The following is a 19,000-nucleotide window of genomic DNA, read 5'->3' as shown; positions in this document are numbered from 1 at the left end:
ATCGAAAGCAGTTGTGTATCATCATTATAACAGTTAAGACAACTGTTTGAGCAGCCAAAGGATTTTTTCTTTGACGGGTTTACGGTGTGCGGAACCTGCCTTTTCTGCCTGAATTTTATCATAGTTTTTCTGAAACCAATCGTAACTTTCCTGGAACATATCATCATTGGAGTATTTGGGTTGCCATCCCAAATTTAACAGGGGTTCAACATCGAAATAAAACTCTTTATGATAGGTGAGATAATGCCAAGGTGCGAGGGGGCTTAAACCGACAATATCCAATAGTCTCAAGGTGCCAATTGTCAAAGTGGTGGGGAGACTTTTTACCTGAGAATCAGTACCCGCATAGCTAATTAAATGTTCCAAACCTTCCCTAAGATTCCCAAAGCGATCGCTTCCGACATTATAAATTCCTGGTTTTCCTAAATCCAAGGCTAATAGGTAAGCGTCCATTAAATCCAGAGCATGAATAAACTGGAATTTTATATTTCCATCCCCGATAACGTAGACATTTCGCCCTTCTTGAATCCACTCAAATAGAATCTGAAAAATGCCTAACCTTCCCTCCCCCAAAATCGTCCGCGGGCGAATTACTATTAAGGGTAAACCTTGGCGATCGCAAACCTCACGGACTGCTAATTCTCCCGCCAATTTTGCGCGTCCGTAAATCTCCACAGGTTGGGGTTGAGTATCGTTAGTAATGGGACATTTTGGGTCGCCAAATAAGGCACTAGAACTCATGTGAATAAAACTGCTAACCCCGGCTTTAGCAGCTTCCTCAGCTGCGATCCGACTCCCTTCGACATTCACTTCCCAAAACTTATTTCCCGACTTGGTAAGGGGAACTAAAGCGACATTATGATGAACGATATCAACCCCTTTCATGGCGGCGGCGACACCTTGGCGATCGCGAATATCGCAGTTAATATATTCAAGATCCTGGGGGCGAGTTGGATCTTCCCAAATATCTAGTATTTTGACTTCTTCTCCCCGTTGCGACAACCGACGGGCGATCAGATTTCCTAAAAAGCCGGAACCCCCTGTTACCAGATGTTTCATGGACTACCGCTAACCTTCCAAATAATGACTCTCCCAGCATCGTAAACTAATGTGGCTAATTCGTAAAGGAATTGGATCGGCGGGTAATTATAAAACCATAATCGAGGGGCGATCGCCATAGAATTATCAACCTTCTCTGGACGACAACCTACTACTTTTTGAACCGGAAAATCACAGGATTTAAACATGATCCGACTTCGGAAACTGTGGGGTTTATTGCAGTATAAAATAACGGACTCTAGGGGCCAATATTTTTCCTGCTTTAACCAATAACGCAATACCCGTGCATTATCAAAGGTATCTAAATAGGTTTTATCTCGGACATTTTGGGGAACTAAAACCTGTAAATCTGGGCGCAATTGCTGGAGAAATTCCCCTGCATAATCTTCCTCAGATTGGGAATGTCCGAAGGGATTACCAGGCGCAACAAACACGCGAGAATTGGGTTCAGCATCGGCGGCTAACTGACAGATTACGGCTTTAAAATAAGGGGATAAGTTATCGACGGCTGCAGTGGCTTCTGTAGCGGTTAATCCCTCGGTTACGATGATATAATCAGCCATTAGTTATCAATTCCTCGGTAATTCTCGAACACCCATTTCAGACTACGACGCATTCCTTCTTCTAGGGAAACTGTAGGATAATAGCCTAATTCTCGTTGGGCTTTGGCGACGGAACAGGCGATGGTTTTATTCATTTCTGATAATACATGAATTTTCTGCTGATATAATCCTAAACTCTGCAAAGTGCCATCAACTAAGGTGGCAATATCTCCGGTAATTCCGGGTAATTTTAAACGTTTGTGGGCGCAAGTTTGGTTAAATTCTGATTCTAGCAGTTTCTCGACTGTATCGATAATTTCATTCATGGAATAGGGGCGATTATCGGCTATCCAGTAGGTTTCACCGTTGGCTTTTTCGGATTCGGCTGATAGCAAAAGTCCTTGACAGAGATTGTCTATATAAGCCATCGATCGCAAATTATTTCCATCTCCTACAATGGGACCTTTTCCATCCCGAATCATTTGGAAAAATAGGGTTTGTCGGGGGGGTTGGTTTGGCCCGTAAAACCAGGGCGGACGGACGATAACGGTTTCTATTTTTCCTGATTGCTGCATGGAAATAACGGCTAACTCCATCAGCATTTTGGATTTGCCATAATTCATATAGGGATGGTAGGGGGATTTTTCATCAAATAAATGATCGGGGTGGGGATTGCAACCACAGGGAGAATTAGAAGAGACAATCACAGCCCTTTTGACGCGATTGGTGACGGCGGAATTTAACAGGTTTTGGGTTCCGTTGACATTGATATGATAAAATTCGGAAACGCGCGGAGGGTGAATGATTCCGGCGGTATGAAATAGAATGGCATGATTCGCATTTTCACAAAAGCGATCGCAGTCTTGGGGATTCCGCAAATCTCCGACAATCACTTCAATTTTATCGGAGAGGTTTTTCAGAATTTTGGGGTCTTGACCGGGTAAAATTAGACAGCGAATAATCTGATTATTTCTGGGTTGGGAAAAAGCCTCAATATCTGGAAGTCCTTTAACTAGGGCTTTTACCAAACTGAATCCCAACCAGCCTAATGCACCTGTAACTAAAACTAGATCACTCATGGTTTCTCTCTGGTCCTCCTAGAATAATTAACGGAATTTCTCCTTGTAGGGTGACAAACTCCCCCCTATCAGGATCATAAACCCAAGCGTGAATAGTGGTTTCTCCGGGGGGAATATCCCGCGCGGAAAGTTCAGCGATCCAACCAGATTTTGAGTAGCGATCGCTATGGAAATATTCGGCCACCTGGGGGGTTTCCAAATCGATCGCGGTGTCGGCGAAGAAAAAGTCCTGGTCGCTATATGAAAAAAAGACGCGATCGGGTTGTTGGTCGCGATCGCCAAACGCCGCCCAACCGTTTAGCATAAAGCGATCGCCGGGGTTTAAAGTTAAGGTGGCGAGGGGGGGATTAATATAGCCGTAAATGCTTTCAGGTTGGCGGTTAAAGCCGGGGTTAGGGATGCCATCAAGAACTACTTTAATCTGAGTTTCTCCCGCCAAAGGTAGTAATTCTGAGGATTCCCCTATCTTGATCCATGCTTGAATTGATGTATTTTCATACAGATTAAAAACTGCTGTTTCTATGGCAGCCCGCCAAAAATTTTGGTCAATCTCTGGGTAAGAAATTGCTGTGGCTTCTGAAGACTTGGAAAGTATCATCAGCTGATTATTGTCATCAACTAGCTGGGGATTAAGTTGTAATTTTCCGTGCAATATAATCCAGCCATTTTCATGGTTTTGGGAAAACACACCTGGGGAATTGTCCCAGACGATCGCACCATAATTTTCGGAACTCTTGATAAATTGTAGTTGAGGACTGTCAATAAATCCCAAATCATTTAAGACGATCGCTGTTTGTTTAAAGCGATCGCGAGAGGGGATAATTTCAAACCATTTCCAGCAGCTATCAGAGCGATCGTCCCAAACTTGGATCACCTTCAGACATCTGGTTATCTGCTGAGAAATTTGCCGATATTCTTGACCTTCGTTAATGGCATATACTGAATTAATTGCGGTTAGAAAAATTATCACGATCGCTACACCAGTTAATCCCCGTTTACCGGGAAGAAGGGGAACCTCTCCACTGGCGAAATATAACCCAATTTGTAACACCGCTACCCACAAAAAGAGGGAATTGCTGATATATCTGGAACCCAAAGCAAAATCTAATCCTAAATCGGTAAATAATGCGGCTTCAACCCTGCCAAAAGTGGTAATGGCTGCAAATAGTAAGGCGAACAATGCTAAACTAATCCAGGGGGCGACAGTTTTTAAAAATTGGAACCCGTTTTTTTGATATCCCCAGGCGATCGCACCCCCAAAGCTGAATAATACCAAAACCCCCAAAATATTGGCTAATGGCACAGAATAGAAACCTAGAGGCGCTCCTAATAGGGTGACAAAAAACCGCACCCAAAACACTGGATGATTGAGCAGATACAACAGGTTAAAGTTGCTGGGATTGTTGCTGTCATATCCCAGCAAATAAACGGCGGTAGTAATGGCAAATAATCCTAGCCATATCAGGCTGTTTTTTAATCCTGATTTGATGGGAGTATGGCTTAAAAAAACTGTGGGTAAAATCGCCAACCATGCTATAATGCCTTGGGCTAATGTGAAGCTGGCAATGAGGATGGGTAGAGTCGCCAAAATTAGGCTATTTTTGGCTGGTGGTGAATTGAGAACCCAGAGAGAAGTTGTCACGCACAGATTAACTAGAAATATCCCCAATTGTAATCCCCACAGCCAATTTTGATACTGTCCTAGGGAAAACAGAATCAGACAGGATAGACCATTAATAATGTGGAATTGGCGGGAGTGCGAAATATCTGGATAACATTGGCGAGAAATTTTGACAATTAACATCCCGTTAAGGATGGCAAATAACACCCCGATTAAGATTTCATAAATCTTCTCCCAACCGGAAATAAATGCCAAGGGGACGATAATTAATCTCAGGAAAAAGTAGCGATGATCATTGTACATTTCGGCAAAATCGCTTAACCCAGCTTTTCCCTGGGCTATTTTCTCAAAGATGGTGGCGATCGCCCATTCATCCCAGTGGGGAACTCTCACGCCGTAGATGATCACAAATGCCATTAAAATGACAACCGGAATCAGGTAGAAAGCCGTGGTGGGTATAATTGTTATTTTTCGGGGAATTAACAACATTATTGATGGCAGAAATTAGAACAGTTTTGGCAGTTGGTAATTATTCAACAGCTTTGGTCTAAAAACTGTAACGCATTCCGTCGAGCGATCGCCATAATCGACCCTTGAGGATTCACGCCGGGGGCGGTACATAACAGACTCCCATCAGCAATATAAAGATTCTCAAAGCCATGAATTTTGCCAAAGGAATTGACCGCACACAGGCGACGATTTTCTCCCATAGGACAGGAGGAAAACAGATGAACCGTCATCAAATTGGTACTCGCCGCCGGGAGAATTTCCGGGATGCGATCGCCATCGTCTCTCTTCAACCGCCCAAAACCCGACAAACTGGGATAAACTGCGATCGCCCCCGCCTCAAATAGCAGTTGAGACAATTTCCGCAAACCTTCACCCAAATTTCGCAAATCCTCACCCGTGAGGCGATAGCGCACCAAAGGATCGCGAAAACCGGGGAGGGTACGCACCGACCCCCGACCGGAGGCGGTAATCATGGCATAATAAATCGCCATATTTTCCCAGTGGCGGTGTACCTCCCCCATATACTCAGGATGATCCACCATTCCCACCGACAGGTAAGGGGGGGAACTAATCGAACAGCCAAAACTGAACCGGGGGGCGAACTCCTTAACCTGATGGACGGGAACCCCCATATCAAGGGCGTTAACAGGTTCGGAAAATTGAGCGATCGCCTTAACCGTCGGATGCAGTTGTAGAGAATTCCCAATATTGTCAGTAATCCCACTGCGCCGCAACAAAGCCGGGGTTTGGATAGCCCCGCCACAGATAAACACCGTTTCCGCCTCAATTTCGCCCGTATTAGCCCACATAGTCCACTTTTTACCTCGGCGACCAATTCGGTTAATTCGCGTCTCTGAGCGCAACCTACACCCCGCCCGTAAAGCGCGAGGTATAAAGGTTTTAGTCATTGACTGGCGGGTTCCCTTGGGTGGTAAATTCGGGTCATCCTGGGTTTCATAGCGAAACCAGCGCGGCACTTCTAGGGACTCCCAGCCCAACTTGATAGCCCCTTCGTGGAGTTTCAGAGAGGCGGCGGGGGGTTTTCCTGGTAGGGAACAGACAGTAACAGCCTCTTCGCAGGCTAGAAAATGGGGTAACAGGTCAGCATCTTCTAAGCCTTCCACCTCAAACTCAGTCCGCCACCTCTCCAATATCTGCGCCGGGGTTCGATGGTACAGCCCGCTGTTGATTTCGCTACCTCCCCCCACACAGCGACCTTCGACATATTGAACTTTGGGGGTTCCTAGGGCTGCTGTTAACCCCCCATTGCGATATTTCTGCACCATTTCCTCCTGGGAAAAGGGCGCACAGGACTCTAGGGGAAGAAAAGCGCCTTCTTCGATAAGTAGCACATCCCGTCCGGCTTCGGCTAATAAACAGGCGGTAATTGCACCCCCAGGACCGGAACCAATGACGGCAATTTCACAGGATTGGGGTTCAAACATGGCGATCGCATTGATTGGAATTAACCAAAGATTGCCAACACAGTACCACTAAACTCTCATAAAAGCGCATCAAATCCCGACAGGGGCTAAAAGGGGAATTTTTCCAGGCTTCGATTTGTTGGCGACGAAGCTGGTGGGGTTGACGATGAAAGGGTGAGGCGTTTAGCCATCCCCAGCAGTCGAAAATAACGGTTAATAGCCAGATGGGAAATTGCAGATAATCGGGCATTCGCCTATGTTGTTCCAGGACAAATCGCACGACATCATTATGATAAAATTCGCGGGTTTCCTCGGTGGGGGTGCGATCGCAAATAATTGAGTAACAGAGGGCGGAGGCGGTACTATTAAATACTTGGGTCATGGCTATCAATGGGATTGACTGATTTTTCAAAGTTAAGTGGCGATCGCCAATTACAGCCTGTTCAGAAATCATCTGATCACCTCTCAAAATCTGGATCCCACTCTGGGATCCAGATTTAGGGTGAGGGCAATGTATTAAGCGACTGGTGAACAAGGTCAGGGCAATGTATTAAGCGACTGGTGAACAAGCTGTAACTCAACAACTGTTTCCTTACCGATATTTAGCACAGAAACCCCGTTTTAGTCGTGGCTCATAGTATCGGGGGGGAAATTGGGGGAGTTTCCCGGAGCGCGAACCTACTACCCATCGATCTGATAACATATAATTTATTGTATAGTCGTGTCGCGACGGGTGGAATTGGTAGAGGCGATAATTTCAATGCAAAAAATTGTTGTTGGTCTTTCAGGAGGGGTTGATAGTTCCGCAGCAGCGGCGATTCTGCATCACCAAGGATATGAGGTGGTGGGGTTAACCCTATGGTTAATGCGGGGTAAGGGTCAATGCTGTTCCGAGGGTATGGTAGATGCAGCCCATATCTGCGAACAGCTTGGCATCCCCCATTATATTGTCGATAGCCGAGATCTGTTCCAAACCCATATTATTGATTATTTGGTGGAAGGATATGGGGCGGGGATTACTCCTTTACCCTGTTCCCAGTGTAATCGTGCGGTTAAGTTTGGCCCGATGCTGGGTTATGCTTCTACGGAGTTAAATATTAACCACATCGCTACCGGTCACTATGCTAGGGTTTCCTATAATTCACAATGCGATCGCCATCAGTTAAAACGAGCCGTCGATCGCACTAAGGATCAGTCTTATTTTCTGTATGATTTAACTCAGGATATACTCGCGGGTGTGGTTTTTCCCTTGGGAGAAGTCCCGAAATCCGAAACTAGACGCATCGCCGCTCAGTATAACCTGAAAACTGCTGATAAACCCGAAAGCCAAGACCTCTGTTTGGTCGAGGCGAATGGTTCTATGCGCGCCTTTTTAGATAAATATATTACTGGGAAAAAAGGCGAAATTGTCGATACGGAAGGCAGGGTTTTGGGGGAACATGATGGCATCCACCACTATACTATCGGTCAACGCCGAGGCTTGGGAATTTCGGCACCAGAGCCATTATATGTCCTGAGTATTGACCCCGGACGCAATCGGGTAGTAGTTGGCGATCGCGATCGCATGACTCAAACTGAATGCACTATTAGGCGCGTTAATTGGGTATCCATTGCGCCGCCTTCTGAACCTATCCGCGCCGAGGTACAAATTCGTTATCGCAGTAAGCCATTACCCGTAACCGTGGTTCCTTTATCTTCCGAAGCAGACCCCCAAATTGGTAGCAGAGTCCGACTGATTTTTGATGAGCCTATTTTCGGCATTACCCCCGGTCAGGCGGCTGTATGGTACTCCGAAGATTTACTCCTAGGTGGCGGCGTGATTGAACGTCCGACCAGTTAACCCATAACCCCAAAGTAGAAGAGGCCTGTTCTCCCTATCTTGGGGCTTTCTGGTACGGGGAGGCGATCGCCGAAGCGCTACCAAACCACCTTTCGTGGTATGTTTTCTAAGCAAGTTATCCGATTCAGATAGAATGCCGACAATTTTAGCGATCGCCAATGGGAAAGGTGGAGTTGGTAAAACCACAACCGCTGTCAATCTCGCGGCTATACTTTCCAGCAACTTCTCAACCCTCCTAGTAGATACAGACCCCCAGGGTTCTGCTATGTGGTGGGTTGAACAGGGAGAAATGCCCTTTGATGTCTCAGAAGAAACCAATCCCAGTCTCCTGAAACAGTTAAGGAAAGTTCAACAGGTGCAAATGATTGTCGTCGATACCCCCCCAGCCTTGAAATCCGAATCCCTAGCCGCCGTAGTCCAGGTAGCTGATTATCTAATTTTACCCAGCCAAGCCGCACCCATGGATTTAGTAGCTTTAATGGCTACTGTACGCGATCGCGTCGCCCCCATTAACATTGATTATAAAGTCCTGCTCACCAAAGTTGACCCCCGCAGTATTGGAGATGCTTTTGAGGCTCAAAAGTCCTTGCGGGAATCAGGTATTCCAGTTTTCCAGAATTTTATTCGCTCCTACAAAGCCCATGAACGCTGTCCCCTAGAAGGCGTTTCCATTATTAGGTCTCGCAGCAAAAATGCCAGAGAAGCAGCATCAGACTATCGGCGCGTCGTAGCCGAACTCCTGAGAAGCCTAAAATAAAACCCCAATACAGACAGACATCCCCCGCCGTCCATGGGACTCGAAGGATGTCAGTAGAACCAGAATTATTGGAACAGCCTAGAGTTGTTTAACCTCAGAAGCCAACTTAGCAACCATATCCTTAGCGCTGCCAAATAGCATCATAGTTTTGTCCTTGTAGAACAAATCATTATCAACCCCAGCAAATCCCGTACTCATACCACGCTTAATCACAATAGTATGCTTGGCTTTGTCAACATCCAGAATCGGCATTCCGTAGATGGGGCTATTTTTATCTTCCCGCGCCGCCGGGTTAACCACATCATTAGCCCCAATCACCAAAGCCACATCAGTCTGTTCAAATTGGGGGTTGATGTCATCCATATCATACAACTGCGGATAGGGAACATTCGCCTCGGCTAACAGAACGTTCATGTGTCCCGGCATTCGTCCCGCCACCGGGTGAATCGCATATTTAACATCCACCCCCAAGGATTCTAGCATATCCACCAGTTCCTTAACCGAGTGCTGTGCCTGAGCTACAGCCATGCCATAACCGGGAACAATCACCACAGACCGAGCATACCCCAACATCATCGCCCCTTCTTCCGGGTCGATATTGCGAACGCTCTTATTGGTTGCACCACCAGAAGCGCTAGGCGCTGCCGCTGTACCTTCACCCGTACCAAACCCAGCAAATAGGACGTTGGTAATCGAGCGGTTCATCGCCTTACACATGATCACCGTAAGGATAATACCAGAAGCACCTACCAAAGCCCCAGCAATGATCAGCAGGTTATTCATTACCACAAAACCCGCCGCACTAGCAGCTAACCCTGAGAACGAGTTTAACAGGGAAATCACCACAGGCATATCCCCGCCACCAATGGGGATAACAAAAAGCACTCCCAGCACCAGAGAAATGCCCACTAAAGCCAGGAAAACGGGGACGTTGAAGGGTTGTACACAGATATAAACACTTGCGCCTACAAAGCTAATTAACAGGGCTAGGTTAAAGGGTTGTTGCAAGGGAAACAGAATCGGAGAGCCACTCATAATCCCTTGCAGTTTGGCAAAAGCGATGAGGGAGCCTGTGAAGGTGACACCGCCAATTAAAACCCCTAACACCGCTGTAACAGTAGTTGGTAGGGGGGGAGCATCAGCGGTGGCTAAATAGCGCCAGAACTCGCCTACAGCCACCATAGAAGAAGCAGCACCACCGAGACCGTTAAACAAACCGACCATCTGAGGCATATCAGTCATTTCGACTTTATAGGCGGCGATGCCACCAATAGCGGAACCTATGGCGATCGCTATCAGAATTGTGCCGTAGTTGAGAACCTGCTGATTAAGAAGAGTAGCCACGATCGCAATTAACATCCCAATAGATGCCAAGATATTCCCATTGCGAGCCGTTGCTGGAGACCCCAACTTTTTCAGACCAAAGAAAAACAGGGTTACCGCCACCAAATAACTCAACTCGATGCCTGTTGGTAGAAAGTCGATCATGCTTTAACCTCCTTTTTCTTGAACATTTGCAGCATCCGGTCAGTAACCAAAAAGCCACCCACAACATTAATAGTAGCCAACACCACAGCCACAATACCCAGAATCACCGTGATGTTCCAATCCTGTTCTCCGGCAATAATAATCGCCCCTAAAACCGCAATTCCTGAGATGGCATTAGCGCCAGACATTAGGGGAGTGTGTAGGGTTGGTGGCACTTTCGTAATCACCTCAAACCCGGCAAATGATGCCAGGACAAAAACAAATAAAGCCGAAATCAGAGTTTCTGTTGTCATTCAATATCTCCAGTAGCTTGGAAAGCGTCTAGCTGTTCGTCACCGTACTTTTACCCAGTGACCCAGCGGGGGGAGCCGCTCCCCCCTCACAAATAGGGGAGTATAGACCTGATACCCTTGAGGCTAGAGATGCCTGTGGTCTGTACTATTGACCCACAGGAACTCCCAAAGCCTCTTTAACCCGTTGGGAACGAATTTCCCCGCCGTGGGTAACACAGGCTCCATCGAGGATGTCATCTGCGAAGTTTAGATCAAGTTCTCCCTCCTTGGTTACCATCAGCTTTAAGAGGGCTGAGAGGTTTTTAGCATATACCTCGCTGGCATGAACAGGCATCGAGGCTGGCAGGTTAATGGGTCCCATGATGGTGACACCATTTTTCTGGATGTTTTTACCTGGTTCTGAACCTTCGCAATTTCCCCCCTGTTCGGCGGCTAGGTCTACAATCACTGAACCGGGTTTCATTTGATCCACCATGTTAGCGCTGACTAAAACGGGGGCTTTTTTGCCGGGAACTTGAGCCGTAGTAATCACCACATCAGAGGCAGCCACGTGCTGGGTTAGCACTTCCTGGGTATGTTGTTTGGCTTGCTCTGAGATTTCTTTGGCATAGCCTCCCTCGGCGACCGTATCTTCCTCTAGGGTGACATCTACGAATTTAGCCCCTAAACTTTGGACTTGTTCTTTGACTTCTGGGCGAATGTCAAAGGCTTCTACGATCGCTCCTAAACGCCGTGCTGTGGCGATCGCTTGTAGTCCGGCTACCCCCGCCCCTAGAACTAAGACCTTAGCCGGTCTGATGGTTCCGGCTGCCGTGGTCAGCATCGGGAAGTATTTAGGCAAATTCGCCGCCGCGATCAGAACTGCCTTATATCCGGCAATATTAGCCTGGGAGGATAGGGCATCCATGCTTTGAGCGCGACTGGTGCGGGGGACCATTTCCATACTGAAGGCTGTCACCCGGCGATCGGTTAATTTTTGGATCAGGGTTGGCTCTCCCAAGGGGTTGAGAAATCCGATTAATACTGCCCCCTCAGCCATTTTGCCAACTTCGTCTTCTTGTGGCGGACTCACTTTCAGCAGGATATTGGCTTCTCCCCACAACTTGGCTGAGTCCGTAATCACGTGGGCTCCCGCCTGCTCATACAGAGCATCCGAGAAACAAGACCCTTCTCCTGCTCCGGCTTCCACATAAATCTCTAAGCCTTCTTTCACCAGACGAGATACTACGTCCGGTATCAGGGCCACTCGGCGTTCATTAACATTTAGTTCTTTGGCGATCGCAATTTTCATCAAAAACTCCTATATCTCAAACTCCGTCCCTTTTCGACGGCTTGACCAAAATCTTTTCGCGCTCGCGATCGGGTTTAGCACTCCTATTTGTTTGTGGCAATTGATTAGTGACGAGCGAAACCCGTCCCTATTAGGGGTCGAGAATGGAGTCGCCTCCATCCCCTCCCATTCAGAACCGTGCGTGAAAGTTTCCCTTCACACGGCTCCTAGTCTGATTGCTCCATTGTTAGGGATACAGCGTTGGCGTTATCTAGTGCCGTCTTATCATCGTGACAGTGGCGGTGCAGTAATTGAAGATTCTTGTATTCATCCTTTCCACCTAGGTTTCGAGGTACAATATGGTCAACTTCAACTAAATCTGACGGGGTAAAGTATTGCCCGCACCAGGCACACCTACCTTTTTGCTTTTTGAGTAGTTTGGCTACCCTTGTTGGCGTATCGATTGCCTGTCCTTTCCTGGTTGACCAGTAAGTCCAATTTCCGTCGTATGGTGTTGCATCCGGGCGTATCAGGGTATGTCTGACAATTGGCGTCCAGTTATGCTTATATAGATGTAACCCATCTTTGGCTTGGAATATCCATTTCTCCTGTCTTTCTTTCCCATTACTGAGTTTAACCATTCCCGGTTTAAAGTATTTACTCAGCTTTTCATGACTTGCCTTTCCGCATCTTGAGACTGTCCATGCCCGTAACATTTGCCAGACTGTGTAGTCTAGCTTATTGAAGGTTTCTGTTGAAACTACCCCCGAATAGTAATTCGACCACCCCCTAATGATTGGGTTTAGTTTACTAATCAGGGCTGATTGGGGTGCTGTTTTATGTTGTTTGATTACACCCTTAATCGCTTCTGTATGGGCTTTAACTGCTTTCTTGCTGGGGGTAATGTGGGTTTTGTGACCGATTAATCGACTTGCTGCTCCCCCAGTTTTCCCAGATTTGTGTCTTCCTACCGGGTATTGCCTGATATTGAATCCTAGAAAGTCGAACCCAGGGTTCTCTGCTTTGTCGTTGTACTCAATAGGGTTGAGTGTGTGACAGATTCGAGTTTTTTCAGGTTTAATCTCTAGTCCTACAGGTTTTAGCCACTCGGAAATTGCAGTTTTGCATTGTTCAATGATTCCTAGGTCTTTTGAGATTACCACGAAATCATCCGCGTACCTTATTAGGGTAGCCTGAACGGTTCCCCTTTTCTTGGGATACATTGCCTCGATTAACCTAACCATGCCCAACAGTGCGATGTTGGCTAGGAGTGGACTTATTACCCCTCCTTGTGGTGTCCCCGTTTCTGTATCCTCAAATACGCCGTTATCCAATACGCCCGCCTTGAGCCATTGTTTCAAGTCTCTCTTTAGACTACTTGGACAGTGAATTTTGGACAGTAGGTAATCATGGTTTATTCGGTCAAAGCACTTTGCTATATCTGCGTCCAGTACATAATATTCACCTTTGTTGATACTTTGGTAAATCCTGGCTATCGCATCGTGGGCTGACCTTCCCGGTCTAAACCCGTAGCTTGTACCCTCAAACTTCGCCTCCCACTCGGGTTCTAGCGCCGACTTTACCAAGGCTTGCCTTGCTCTATCTTGGATTGTGGGTATCCCTAGAGGGCGTTTTTCATCCCTTCCAGGTTTTGGAATCCACACCCGTCGCAGTGGTTGTGCTTTGAGGTTCCCCTTAATACTTTTGACAAGTTCCAACCTTTGCCTCGGTGAGATTGCTCTCATTCCATCGACTCCAGCCGTTTTCTTGCCTTGATTGTCTTGGGTCACTCGCCGCACCGCTAAGAGCCTGGCGTAGTATGATTTCACCAATAGACGTTGCAACTTTCTAGCCTTTGCATCCTGTCCCGATTTAGCTGCTTGGAATATCCTCTTTTGGAGCTTAAAGACGTATCGCTGAACCTTAGCCCAGTTGACACTTCTCCATACATTCGTAGTCTTGGTAAGTTTCGGTTTGCCGAATCCCTTACTTTCTCTCGATTTCGTCATATTGACCCCTACTAGACTTTATCCTTGCAATCAAACCGTAACCTGTCAGCATATCCCTGTCATTACAACCGGGCGTTGGCTTCTGGTCACATCTCACCCCCTAATGGGCTTGCGCTTACACTTGTCACTACTGACCACCTCGACCAGATAATCAGAGCCTAATAGGGGTTAAAACGTTCCGTTTATATGGGCATTCCATCTTTAGATTTGTCCTATCCACCGAGGTACTTTTAAAGGTCTGTGAAGGTAGTACCTGTAGTCCCCTTCTTTTCCCTTTGCTCTTTTGAACGCAGCGTATCAACCTCTTTCGCTACTTCATAGTTACGATGGTTCAAGCCGGACATTCGGTTTCCCTAATCATGGATGGTTGGCAGTGGTCTCGGTTCTGGCGTTAGGTTACGCCTCGGAGCCTTCCGTTTCCCGCTTCAATCCCAGGTTTGTGATTCCTGGAACTGGGGGTGGCTATCGCCGTTACCCTCACCTCCGTATCGCACCTCCTCAGGTTACGATTTATTACGATTTGTTACAGAGGATGTTGACCTTGGGTTCCCTGCCTTGATTTGGTATCGATATGATACAAATCGTCGGGACATATAAACAGTTATGGGGATGGTCAGGAGTGCGTTCCTTATATTCAACCGAGGGGTTGAAATCCCCACCAGGCGGTTATTTCGGGTATTGCAACCCTATTTCATGCCTGAACGTCTCGCACACAGGATTCTATGATAGCGATCGAAATTTGATCTGCCTTGGGAAAGCGCGTCATATCAGAACATTTGTCATTTTTTGATGACAACCACTACATCTGACAGCACCCCACCTAGCTGGCCGTCTGGGTTGAAGTAGCTAATCAATCAAAATGTGCAACCTTTGCTACAACAGGCTAATCACTGCTACCACAGCAACTCGACACAATGATGATGATTGTGTCAGAATGAGTGTCTAGTTTGACATCATAATCGTAGTTGTTCCCATTGATTGATATCTTTAGTTTGTCTTTATTTCGAAAATAATCCTTTAACCATAAGTCAAATTGTTACCGCCGTTACACTTATCGCAGGAGTTTGTATCAATGAAAATCCGTTCTCTAGTTTCTGGTTTGACACTGACTGGCTTTTTGTTGGGAGCTTTTCCGACTCTGGTTATGGCGCAATCAGGTCCTGGTGTGACTTTGTTTGGTGGACCGGAAAGGGCGAATTTGCTCAATTTCTTTCTACAAAGTGGCCGCTCTGGTCGCCGGGACCGCTACAGATTAAGAATTCCGTCTAGGAAGTTAAATATGGCTGTGGCTCTGATCTCGATTTCGTATCCTGAGCATTTCGAGGGTAGATTTGACCCAGAGCGCATTGAGGTTCGTATCGGTGATCAGTCAATTCCCCTAGAGGACGTGATCTGGGATGCCGAAAACAATTTTCTTGAAATCTATCCAGAAGAACCCATCCCAGCCGGACAGTCTTTAGAAATTGTGATGTCAAACGTCAGAAATCCTACTTTTGGCGGGATGTTCCACTTTAATGCTAATGTTCGCAGTCCCGGTGATGTGCCTCTGTTGCGCTATGTTGGTACTTGGGTCCTCAGTATTGATTAACAGATGCTGGGGCGGTTGAGTTGATTATCGCTCAACCAACTTGCTGTCAGGTTTTCTGGAGTGTATGTGGTAAAATAAGAGATTGTGATTTTAACACTGATTGTGGGAGGATAGGCAAATGGCTCAACAAACGCTCAAAGGAACTAGCCGTAAGAAAAAGAGAGTATCTGGGTTTCGGGTACGGATGCGGACTAGAAATGGTCGTGCGGTGATTAGGTCTCGCCGGAAAAAAGGACGGTCACGGTTATCTGTTTAAGGGGTTTAACTGTCAAAGCAGTGGTCATAACCCTGATACGCAAGCCATGGGCTCAAATTGGTGATTGATATGAGCCCTAGCTTATATTCCCGCCCGGTGATGCGCCCTCCCTGGTCTAGGTGTCCACTGCTATAACTGATCAAATCAAAATGTTGCCTCAAGTAAATCGACTGCGCGCTCCCAAAGATTTTAAGGCAGTCTATACTAGGGGACTACATCGTAAAACTGCTCATTTAACCCTGAGAGCATTAAAACGGTTAGTTCCGCCTGAGATGGATGCAGGGGTCCCCGCGAGTAGGTTTGGTATTTCTATTAGTCAGAAGGTTAGCAAGCGGGCGGTGCGACGAAATCTGCTCAAACGACAAATTAGAGCGGGACTGCGACAGTTATTACCAACAATCTCGCCAGGTTGGGATGTGGTGATTGTGGTCAAGCCAACGGCGATCGAGTGCAATTATGCAGAAATTCTGCGAGAATTAGAAAAGTTGTTAGTACAAGCAGAGGTTTTACATGGGCATTCGGGAGGAGAGCTTTTATGAAGGTGGGCCCCATATTGGTGATCTGATTATAAATTTACTGATCGGATTTACGATTATCGGCTTGCCTTTGACTGTGGGAGCAGTGGTGCGCGCACTGTGGCTGCGTTATCGTATTACTAATCGCCGGGTTTCTGTGATTGGAGGATGGATGGGACGCGATCGCACTGATGTGGTGTACTCAGAAATTGTGAGTGTCGCCAAAGTGCCCAGGGGACTGGGAGCCTGGGGAGATATGGTGCTAACCCTGAAAAATGGTAACCGTCTGGAACTAAGAGCTTTACCGAGATTTAGAGAGCTTTACGACTACATTAGTGAAAAAATTGCTCAAAAACAGGGAAGATCGCCGGGTGTGATCGGTCAGTAACTTAAAATTCACCTATAGTGGTTGATTATATTTCCTTGTGGTCATAGACAATCAGGAAATATAGATTCAATCAGATGGCGCAAAAAAGTTCCACCCTGGGAACTTAATTGTTAAAATTTGTATAAAAAATCAAGCAGCTAGGTTAACTCTTGACGCATGGACTTTGGTATTGGGTTTCTTTCCAACAATTTGATGTTACCGATCCTGGATTTTTTCTACGGGATCGTCCCTAGTTACGGTTTGGCGATCGTAGCCTTAACTCTGGTGATTCGTTTTGCACTATATCCGCTGAATGCGGGGTCAATTCGGAATATGCGGCGGATGAAGGTGACTCAACCGCTGATGAAAGAGCGAGTGGACAAAATCCAAAAGCTCTATAAAGATGACCCGGTGAAACAACGGGAAGAGATGAGCAGAGTATATAAGGAATTGGGTAATCCTCTGGCGGGTTGCTTTCCACTACTGCTACAGATGCCAATTCTATTTGCTTTGTTTGCTACCCTGCGAGGATCACCCTTCTCGGATGTTAACTACGCCATTGACCTGCAAATTTTTCCCCAAGAACAAATTGAGCAAATTCAACCGCAAATATATAAGAGTAAGGCTCAGAATGTTTATGTAGCAGATGGTGTTCACTCTTCCGTACAGGCTTTGATTGATACTGGTAATAATTTGGCAGTGGGACAAAAAACCCAGGTGAAATTTCAAACAGCACAAGGGGAAAGTCTACAGTCAAAGCTGGATAGTTACGAAAACCCCAAAGTTAAACCCCATTGGATGGTAACTAAAGGGGAAGATAAGGTTCAGATTGATGATGAAGGGAATTTGGTAGCTGTCAAACCGGGTGAAGTGACAATCCAAGCCAGCCTGAAAGGAATTGCTGCTGATAAGGGATTTTTGTTTATTGATGCCTTGGGACGGGTAGGAGCTTTTGATGATGATGGTAATATCCACTGGGATATAGTGGGCATGATTTTGGGATTCGGGATTAGTTTGTATATTAACCAGGTCCTCTCTGGTCAAAATCAAGGTAGTTCGGGTAATCCTCAACAAGATACGGTTAACAAAATCACGCCAGTTTTATTTACGGGGATGTTTTTCTTCTTCCCACTACCGGCTGGTGTTTTACTGTATATGCTGATTGCTAATATTTTCCAAACAGGTCAGGCGTTTATCTTGTCGCGAGAACCTTTACCGGAAAATCTCCAGAAAATTGTGGAGGAGTCGGAGAGACAAACCGGCAAAAAAGACAAAAAAGACAAGAAACCAGGTGAAAGTGGACGTGCTTCACTTCCTTTTGAACCAGGCGGACATTCTAAGAAGAAGGCATAAACTAAGCAATGGACAAGACTCAAATTAGTCGAGGTCAGGAGTGGATAGAGGAACTCCTAAAACTCGGAGATATTTCGGGTGATGTTGTCCCTACGCAGGAGGAAGACTCCTGCTGGTTAACCATTGACAGTCCCAATCTATCCCCTGAACAGGCTAAAAATCTGATTGGTGATGGTGGTGAGGGACTCGATTCGATTCAGTATTTGGTTAATACGATTCTGAATTTGGGGAAAGACAACGGTGAAAAAGTGGCTTATACTGTGGAGCTAAATGGGTATCGTGCCCGCCGCTACCAAGAGTTAAGAGCTTTGGCGGAAAATGCGGCGAGTCAGGTGCGACAAACGGGGATAGAGTTGGAAATTAAGTCTCTATCTTCGGTGGAACGACGGCTAATCCATAATATTCTCAAGGATAGTGAGGGTGTGGAAACTTATAGTCAGGGGAGTGAACCCGATCGCCGTCTAGTGATTAAAGTGAAAGCCTGACAAACATTTTGGCACAATAAGCGACGACCACAAGATTATGGATGCTATTTACATCCCTCATTTGCTTAATGCACATCAGCGGACGGTGGAGTTCCAGTTTGAGGAGTTTATCCCGGGTTTGGATACCCTGACTCCGGTGCGAGGGTATATGCGAGTTAGTCATAAGACGACATTTTTGGATGTCCAGGGTCGTGCGGAGACGATTGTAACTTTGACTTGCGATCGCTGTCTGAAACAGTACAACCACCGTTTGAAAATTCTGACGAATGAGGCGATCTGGTTAGAAAAATCATCTGATTACCAGATCGCTGAAGAGGTGGAGGTGGCTTTTGAAGATTTGGTGGAAACCCTAGACCCTCAAGGGCATTTTTCTCCTACGGATTGGTTTTATCAGCAGTTGTGTTTGGAATTACCAGGTCGTCAACTGTGTGACCAGGATTGTCAACTACCCACGGCTCCGACTGAGGTTTCGGAATCAGTAGATTCAGCGATAGATCACCGCTGGGCAGCCTTGGAAGCGTTAAAAAAACAATTATCTGGATAA

General features: G+C 46.5%; 19 protein-coding genes. 9 read left to right on the top strand and 10 right to left on the bottom strand.

Annotated features, from left to right (window positions below; genetic code table 11):
* Positions 1-33: 33 nt before the first annotated feature.
* The 6 genes from NLZ44_RS23140 to NLZ44_RS23115 are packed head-to-tail and all read right to left on the bottom strand — an operon-like array spanning position 34 to position 6,689.
* A complete protein-coding gene (locus NLZ44_RS23140; RefSeq protein WP_493751295.1) occupies positions 34-1,059 on the bottom strand; it encodes an NAD-dependent epimerase/dehydratase family protein in 1,026 nt (341 codons plus the stop codon).
* Entirely contained in the window at positions 1,056-1,622 is a 567-nt protein-coding gene (locus NLZ44_RS23135; protein WP_006619134.1) for a YdcF family protein, read from the bottom strand. Before NLZ44_RS23135 ends, NLZ44_RS23140 begins: the two co-directional genes overlap by 4 nt.
* Positions 1,622-2,680 carry an NAD-dependent epimerase/dehydratase family protein gene (locus NLZ44_RS23130; protein WP_493751294.1) on the bottom strand — a complete coding sequence of 353 codons (1,059 nt, stop codon included), beginning with the start codon at positions 2,678-2,680 and terminating at the stop codon, positions 1,622-1,624. Before NLZ44_RS23130 ends, NLZ44_RS23135 begins: the two co-directional genes overlap by 1 nt.
* Positions 2,673-4,790 (bottom strand): hypothetical protein, encoded by a 2,118-nt coding sequence (locus NLZ44_RS23125; protein ID WP_493751293.1) that lies wholly within the window; start codon positions 4,788-4,790, stop codon positions 2,673-2,675. The genes NLZ44_RS23130 and NLZ44_RS23125 overlap by 8 nt, the downstream gene beginning before the upstream one ends.
* Before the next feature lie 44 nt (positions 4,791-4,834).
* A complete protein-coding gene (locus tag NLZ44_RS23120) occupies positions 4,835-6,256 on the bottom strand; it encodes a GMC family oxidoreductase N-terminal domain-containing protein (RefSeq protein ID WP_493751292.1) in 1,422 nt (473 codons plus the stop codon).
* On the bottom strand, positions 6,249-6,689 hold the full coding sequence (locus NLZ44_RS23115) for a hypothetical protein (protein WP_006622032.1): 441 nt from the start codon (positions 6,687-6,689) through the stop codon (positions 6,249-6,251). The genes NLZ44_RS23120 and NLZ44_RS23115 overlap by 8 nt, the downstream gene beginning before the upstream one ends.
* 306 nt (positions 6,690-6,995) lie before the next feature.
* On the opposite strand from NLZ44_RS23115, the gene mnmA reads away from it, so the two are divergent.
* Together mnmA and NLZ44_RS23105 are read left to right on the top strand one after the other, a co-directional pair.
* Positions 6,996-8,075: a tRNA 2-thiouridine(34) synthase MnmA gene (gene mnmA, locus NLZ44_RS23110; RefSeq protein ID WP_493751291.1), complete on the top strand. Its 1,080-nt coding sequence runs from the start codon at positions 6,996-6,998 to the stop codon at positions 8,073-8,075.
* A gap of 133 nt (positions 8,076-8,208) precedes the next feature.
* Positions 8,209-8,832: a ParA family protein gene (locus tag NLZ44_RS23105; RefSeq protein ID WP_006622030.1), complete on the top strand. Its 624-nt coding sequence runs from the start codon at positions 8,209-8,211 to the stop codon at positions 8,830-8,832.
* A gap of 78 nt (positions 8,833-8,910) precedes the next feature.
* Here the strand turns inward: NLZ44_RS23105 and NLZ44_RS23100 are convergent, their stop codons facing one another.
* The 4 genes from NLZ44_RS23100 to ltrA form a co-directional block, all read right to left on the bottom strand.
* Positions 8,911-10,320 (bottom strand): NAD(P)(+) transhydrogenase (Re/Si-specific) subunit beta, encoded by a 1,410-nt coding sequence (locus NLZ44_RS23100; protein WP_493751290.1) that lies wholly within the window; start codon positions 10,318-10,320, stop codon positions 8,911-8,913.
* Complete coding sequence (locus NLZ44_RS23095) at positions 10,317-10,613, bottom strand: NAD(P) transhydrogenase subunit alpha part 2 (protein WP_006617139.1); 297 nt, start codon at positions 10,611-10,613, stop codon at positions 10,317-10,319. Before NLZ44_RS23095 ends, NLZ44_RS23100 begins: the two co-directional genes overlap by 4 nt.
* A 145-nt stretch (positions 10,614-10,758) precedes the next feature.
* Positions 10,759-11,904, bottom strand: a complete 1,146-nt coding sequence (locus NLZ44_RS23090; protein WP_493751289.1) for a Re/Si-specific NAD(P)(+) transhydrogenase subunit alpha — start codon at positions 11,902-11,904, stop codon at positions 10,759-10,761.
* Between the two features lie 206 nt (positions 11,905-12,110).
* The gene (gene ltrA / locus NLZ44_RS23085; RefSeq protein WP_493751288.1) at positions 12,111-13,892 is read right to left on the bottom strand and encodes a group II intron reverse transcriptase/maturase; all 1,782 of its coding nucleotides are present in this window, start codon (positions 13,890-13,892) and stop codon (positions 12,111-12,113) included.
* Between the two features lie 1,072 nt (positions 13,893-14,964).
* Between ltrA and NLZ44_RS23080 the strand changes: the two genes are divergently transcribed.
* The 7 genes from NLZ44_RS23080 (at position 14,965) to NLZ44_RS23050 (ending at position 19,000) form a co-directional block, all read left to right on the top strand.
* Positions 14,965-15,480, top strand: a complete 516-nt coding sequence (locus NLZ44_RS23080; protein WP_008051938.1) for a DUF2808 domain-containing protein — start codon at positions 14,965-14,967, stop codon at positions 15,478-15,480.
* Between the two features lie 118 nt (positions 15,481-15,598).
* Positions 15,599-15,736 (top strand): 50S ribosomal protein L34, encoded by a 138-nt coding sequence (gene rpmH / locus NLZ44_RS23075; RefSeq protein WP_071533534.1) that lies wholly within the window; start codon positions 15,599-15,601, stop codon positions 15,734-15,736.
* 149 nt (positions 15,737-15,885) lie between these two features.
* The gene (rnpA, locus tag NLZ44_RS23070; RefSeq protein ID WP_006622024.1) at positions 15,886-16,275 is read left to right on the top strand and encodes a ribonuclease P protein component; all 390 of its coding nucleotides are present in this window, start codon (positions 15,886-15,888) and stop codon (positions 16,273-16,275) included.
* Positions 16,247-16,639, top strand: coding sequence for a PH domain-containing protein (locus NLZ44_RS23065; RefSeq protein ID WP_493751287.1), 393 nt, complete (start codon positions 16,247-16,249; stop codon positions 16,637-16,639). Before rnpA ends, NLZ44_RS23065 begins: the two co-directional genes overlap by 29 nt.
* 156 nt (positions 16,640-16,795) lie before the next feature.
* On the top strand, positions 16,796-17,971 hold the full coding sequence (yidC, locus tag NLZ44_RS23060) for a membrane protein insertase YidC (RefSeq protein WP_006622022.1): 1,176 nt from the start codon (positions 16,796-16,798) through the stop codon (positions 17,969-17,971).
* Positions 17,972-17,979: 8 nt separating this feature from the next.
* Positions 17,980-18,456 (top strand): Jag family protein, encoded by a 477-nt coding sequence (locus tag NLZ44_RS23055; protein ID WP_006670705.1) that lies wholly within the window; start codon positions 17,980-17,982, stop codon positions 18,454-18,456.
* A 37-nt stretch (positions 18,457-18,493) separates the two neighbouring features.
* On the top strand, positions 18,494-19,000 hold the full coding sequence (locus NLZ44_RS23050) for a YceD family protein (RefSeq protein ID WP_111890951.1): 507 nt from the start codon (positions 18,494-18,496) through the stop codon (positions 18,998-19,000).

This window comes from Arthrospira sp. PCC 9901, assembly GCF_059013425.1.
The sequence above is the reverse complement of the archived record's forward strand: the minus strand, read 5'-3'. Positions and strand labels throughout refer to the sequence as shown.